This window comes from Mycobacterium sp. (assembly GCF_035603715.1).
In the GTDB taxonomy this organism is placed as follows: Bacteria; Actinomycetota; Actinomycetes; order Mycobacteriales; family Mycobacteriaceae; genus Mycobacterium.
Map to the genome: position 1 here is coordinate 1 of NZ_DATNJW010000596.1, position 5,388 is coordinate 5,388.

Below are 5,388 nucleotides of genomic sequence, written 5' to 3' on the forward strand. Positions count from 1 at the left end.
TGACCAGCACGTCACCGCGTCCGACATCGATGTCGTCGGCAAGTTCGATCGAGACCGACAGCGGTGCGACGCCGGTGGTGCGGTCGTCGTCGAGGGTGTCCAGTGCGGTCACCGTCGAGCGGGTGCCGGCCGGCAGCGAGACGACCGGGTCACCGACGCTGAGCGTGCCCGCGGCCAGCCGGCCGGTGTAGCGGCGCCGGGCGTCGGCGGTCGGCCGCGACACCCACTGGATCGGCAGTCGCAGCCGCGACGGCTCGGCGTGCGGTGCGCCCAGCTCGATGCTTTCCAGATAGTCCAGCAGCGTCGGGCCGTGATACCACGGGGTGTGCTGCGAAGCGTGCACCACGTTGTCGCCGAGCTTGGCCGCGATCGGGATGACGGTGATCTCGATGTTGCCCAGGCGTCCCGCGAGCTGTCGTAGCTCGCGCTCGACCACGGCGAATTTGTCCTGGTCGAAGTCGACCAGGTCGATCTTATTGACCGCCGCGACAAAGTGCTTGATGCCCAACAGCTTTGCGATCCGGGCGTGCCGACGGGTCTGCCGCAGCACCCCCGCCCGGGCGTCGACCAGAAGGATCGCCACGTGTGCGTTCGACGCACCGGTGAACATGTTGCGGGTGTAGCGTTCGTGGCCCGGGGTGTCGGCCAGGATGTAGCTGCGGTTGGCGGTGGAGAAGAAACGATAGGCGACATCGATAGTGATGCCCTGCTCGCGTTCGGCACGCAGACCATCGGACAGGGCCGCCAGATCGGCGACGCCTTCGGCGTCCGTCACGGCTTCCAGGTGGTCGAGCGGCAAGCTGTCGGTGTCGTGCAGGAGTCGCCCGATCAGAGTGCTCTTGCCGTCGTCTACGGAACCCGCAGTGGCGATGCGCAGGAGCTGGCGTGTCACGGCGCTCATCTCAGCTCGGGCCCTTTCGTTCTTCGCTGACGCTCATCAGAAATAGCCCTCTCGCTTGCGGTCTTCCATCGCGGCAACCGATGTGCGGTCGTCGGCACGGGTCTCGCCGCGCTCGGACACCGTGGCCGCCGAGATCTCGCTGATGACACCGGCGATGTCGGTCGCGGTGGAACGTACGGCGCCGGTGATGGTCAGATCGCCCACCGTGCGATAGCGCACCCACTCGGTCTCGGACGACTCGTCGTTGTGCGGTTCGGTGTATTCCGACACCGCCAACAGGATGCCGTCGCGCTCGAACACCTCGCGTTCGTGAGCGTAGTAAATCGACGGTATTTCAAGGTCTTCCAGCTCGATATAGCGCCACACATCGAGCTCGGTCCAGTTGCTCAGCGGGAAGACCCGGACTTGCTCGCCCTTTTTGATGCGGCCGTTGTAGAGCGACCACGGCTCGGGACGTTGCGCCCGGGGATCCCACTGGCCGAACTCGTCGCGGAAACTCAGGATTCGTTCTTTGGCGCGGGCGCGTTCCTCGTCGCGGCGAGCACCGCCGAACGCCGCGTCGAACCCACCGGCCTCCAGCGCGTCAAGCAGCGTGCGGGTCTGCGCCCGGTTGCGCGACGCCCCGCGGCCCGGGTCGGGTACCCGGCCGTTGTCGATCGACTCCTGCACGGACGCGACGATCAGCTTGTGGCCCTCGCCTTCGACGCGGCGGTCGCGGAATTCGATCACCTCGGGGAAGTTGTGACCGGTGTCGACGTGCATCACCGGGAACGGCAGCGGTAGTGGCCGGAAAGCCTTCTCCGCCAATCGAAGTAAGACGATCGAGTCTTTGCCGGCCGAGAACAACAAAACCGGTCGTTCCAGTTCGGCCACGACCTCCCTGATGATGTGCACCGCTTCGGCTTCCAGCAGTCGCAGTTCGTCGACGCGCTTTGTCTCATCGACAGCGTGAGTCATAGCGGCAGCCCCTCTCGTTCGGCGTCTTCGCGGTAGCGATCCACCCATTCGTCGGAACGCTTGTCCGCCTGGCGTTCCAGCACGGGCTCGGGTGCGAGCCGTCGGTCGAGGCCCAGCGACTCGAGGATGTCGCCGACTACCTGAGTCAGGTTGCGCCACAACACCGGATACGGGATTTCCATCGGCTTGACGTTCTCTTCGGCAAACCAGTTTCGCCAGCCATCTTCCTGGTTGCGCAGCATCGTGATGACGTGCGCGATCGCCCCGGCGTGGTACGTGGCGCGTGCGTCTCGGACCGGATCGGGCCGTCCACGCCAGACCCGCGTCTGGACCGCCCGCCAGAACGACACCGCCTGCGACACCACGTCCGGCCGGTAGACGTAGATCAGCAACGGCTCCTCGCCGACGACGTCGCGGATGGCGGAAAGCAGGCCGTCGCCGGATCTATCCGGCAACCCGCTGGCCCGGTCGAGTAGCAGCGGTGTCTGGTTCCACATGAGCTTTCCACCCCACACGCCGTTCGGAGTCCGTCCGACGGTGCGGATGTAGTCACGCCATATCTCGGGCGGGGCGAGGTCAGGCTTCCCTGGATCGAAGGGATCGAGCAGGCTCAGAATCGACTCGTCGTCGACACCGGCGAACCACTCGCGCGGCTGTGGTGATTGGCTCGTATTCGGGAGGTACTGGAAAAACTCCTGAGGCTCCCCGGCCACGCCGGTTGCTCGTAGCGATTCGACCAGCAGGGTGCTGCCGCTACGCTGCGAGGCCAGCACCAAGTATGTCGACGGGCGATCTGTCACCAGCAAAGCCTAGCTGACGGAAAATTGTTGCAACTCTTCCAATTACCTTCACGCTGAACATAACTGTTGTGCGAATTCAGGCCGATTTCACGAGATCTGTTCGGTGGCTCGAAGTCCGAGTGAAAGCAGCAGCCGGACATCGGGATCGGCCAGCGATGTCGACAGCAGTGTCTCGATCCGGCGGGCCCGGTAGCGCACGGTGTTGGGATGGACGTGCAGCTGCGCTGCCGCCGCGGCGATGTCGCCGAAGCTATCCAGATACGCCCGTAATGTCTGGACCAGAGCCGGGTCGTGGGCGTGCAGTTCGCGCACCCGGGGGTCCACCAGCCGCTCGTCGGCGCCGACCAGCGTGACGATCTCGTCGAGCAGCACGGTGGTCCGCGCTTCGGCCAGCGAGGTCACCGCGGCGAACGAATCCGGATGGCGCTCAGCGCTATCCAACACTCGGTCCACATCCGCACGCACCCCGGCCAGGCCGGCCAGCCCGGGCAGCGGCGCGGCGACCACCACGCGCAACCGCAGTCCCAGCTCGGTCTGCAGAGCGTTGATGGTACCGCGAATCCAGGAGTGCAGCGACGACCGCTTCGTCGTATCCGGAAGCAACACGTACACCCGCGATCCGCGCGATGCGACCTGCGCATCCGCACGGAAAGCATTGGCGCTCAACGCTAAAACATCCGCCAAACGGCCGTGGCCACCCGAGCTGTGGAAGCCGATCAACGCGGCATCACCGCCGGCGACAATGCCCAATTCTCGCGTGATCGCTTCCACATCAAGTGATCCGAGGTCGGCCAGGCCCAACAGCTGCTGGGCACGCAACGCGTGCGTCGACGGCTTGGCCGCCAGCCGCGACATGATGCGGGCCGCCAGCACTGCGGCCCCTCGCAGCACCTCGTCGGCGTCCTCCGCCAGCGGCCGCGAACCCTGCTGCACCCAGATCGTGCCGGCGAAATCCGGTGCGCGGCGGGCGTCGAAGCCCGGCTGGTGAATGCCGACGGCCAGCCGTGGCCGCAGACCCAACTCCGGCCGCTCGGCGACCCGGACCACGTCGCTGCCGGCCCGCAGCGCGTCGAATATGCCCCACTGGCCGATCCATTTCAGGTGCTCGGGAGGACCGGCCCGACCCAGGATCGACAGTCGCCGCAAGTCGTCGGCTTCGTCGTTGGATGCCGAATAGGCCAACACGTGCGACTGCGCGTCTTCGATGCTGACCATTCCGTGAATGCGGTCGGCGAGCGACTGCGCCAGGCCGAACATGTCGGTGCCGGAGTCGTTGCGGGGATCGGTGCGATCGCCGTGGTGTTCCAGGACGTGGTTGACCAGCCGATACAACCGCTCCCAGCGGGCCCGCGGTTCGACGGCCACCACCGCCGTTCCGGTCGTGACGGCTCGGGCGACCAGCGCGTCTGAGGGCTCCTTGGCGAAGATCGCGACCGGTGGTTGCCCGGCCGGGCCGGTGGCAAGCTTGTCCAGCCAGCTCTGCGCTTGCTTGTCGGCCACGCCGAGCAAAAAGAACACATCCGCCGAGTCCGCGCCGCGGCCGATGCCGAGCCGCATGTCGTCTGAGTCGATCAACGCCGCCGACGCGACGGGCAGGTCCAGGCCACGCGGCGCTTCGACCAAGCTCGCGATGGTCGTATCCAGGGCCAACAGCAGTTGGCCGAGTCCTACGCCGGCGGGCTGCATGTTGTCCGATTATACTAGCCAGTCCGCACTTTATTGGCCGATAGGCCAAGTCGAAGGGGTGTCGTGGTTGAGATCCTTAGACATGGACGCCATCACCGCAGTGCCGCCTCCTGTCAACGAACCAATCCACGACTACGCGCCGAATTCGCCCGAGCGCACCCGGTTGCAGACCGCACTTGCCGCGCTGGCCGATCACGCGATCGACCTGCCGCACGTCATCGGCGGCACTCATCGCATGGGCAATGGTGAGCGGATCGACGTTGTGCAGCCACATCGGCACGCGGCAACGTTGGGCACGCTGACCAACGCCCAACACCGCGATGCCGCCGCCGCCGTGCAGGCTGCGTCGTTGGCCCGAACACATTGGGCGGCAACACCGTTCGACGAGCGGGCGGCGATCTTCCTGCGAGCGGCCGACCTGCTTGCCGGCCCGTGGCGGGAGAAGATCGCGGCGGCGACCATGCTGGGCCAGTCCAAAACCGCGTATCAGGCCGAGATCGACGCGCCCTGCGAGCTGGCCGATTTCTGGCGGTTCAACGTCGACTACGCACGCCAGATTCTGGCGCAGCAGCCGACGAGCGTGCGGGGGGAGTGGAACCGCACCGACTACCGCCCACTAGACGGATTCGTCTACGCGATAACGCCGTTCAACTTCACCGCGATCGCCGCGAATCTGCCCACCGCGCCGGCGCTGATGGGCAACACCGTGGTCTGGAAGCCGTCGGTGACACAGACACTGTCGGCGTACCTGACCATGCAACTGCTGGAGGCGGCCGGACTGCCACCTGGTGTGGTCAACATGGTGACCGGCGACGGCTATGCGGTATCGGAAGTGGCTCTGGCAGATCCGCGGCTGGCCGGCATTCACTTCACCGGATCGACGGCGACCTTCCAGAGCTTATGGCAGCAGGTCGGCGCCAATATCGGCCGCTTCCACAGCTATCCGCGGCTGGTCGGGGAGACCGGCGGCAAGGACTTCGTGGTCGCCCACGCCTCGGCGCGCCCGGACGTGTTGTCCACCGCACTGATTCGCGGGGCGTTCGA

Annotated in this window: 5 protein-coding genes; 1 reads left to right on the plus strand and 4 read right to left on the minus strand. The window is 66.2% G+C overall.

Annotation, left to right across the window (positions count from 1 at the left end):
* From VN856_RS24485 to VN856_RS24500, 4 genes are all read right to left on the minus strand, one after another.
* Positions 1 to 901 (minus strand): sulfate adenylyltransferase subunit 1 (locus tag VN856_RS24485; RefSeq protein WP_414687041.1); only part of this gene is annotated, 901 nt, incomplete at its 3' end.
* Positions 902 to 937: 36 nt separating this feature from the next.
* Entirely contained in the window at positions 938 to 1,858 is a 921-nt protein-coding gene (gene cysD / locus VN856_RS24490; RefSeq protein WP_325694137.1) for a sulfate adenylyltransferase subunit CysD, read from the minus strand.
* A complete protein-coding gene (gene stf0, locus VN856_RS24495) occupies positions 1,855 to 2,658 on the minus strand; it encodes a trehalose 2-sulfotransferase (RefSeq protein WP_325694142.1) in 804 nt (267 codons plus the stop codon). The genes cysD and stf0 overlap by 4 nt, the downstream gene beginning before the upstream one ends.
* A gap of 87 nt (positions 2,659 to 2,745) precedes the next feature.
* Positions 2,746 to 4,344, minus strand: coding sequence for a PucR family transcriptional regulator (locus tag VN856_RS24500; protein WP_325694144.1), 1,599 nt, complete (start codon positions 4,342 to 4,344; stop codon positions 2,746 to 2,748).
* A gap of 82 nt (positions 4,345 to 4,426) precedes the next feature.
* Here VN856_RS24500 and VN856_RS24505 point away from each other — a divergent pair.
* Positions 4,427 to 5,388: aldehyde dehydrogenase family protein (locus tag VN856_RS24505; RefSeq protein ID WP_325694147.1), on the plus strand; the 962-nt coding region annotated here is incomplete at its 3' end.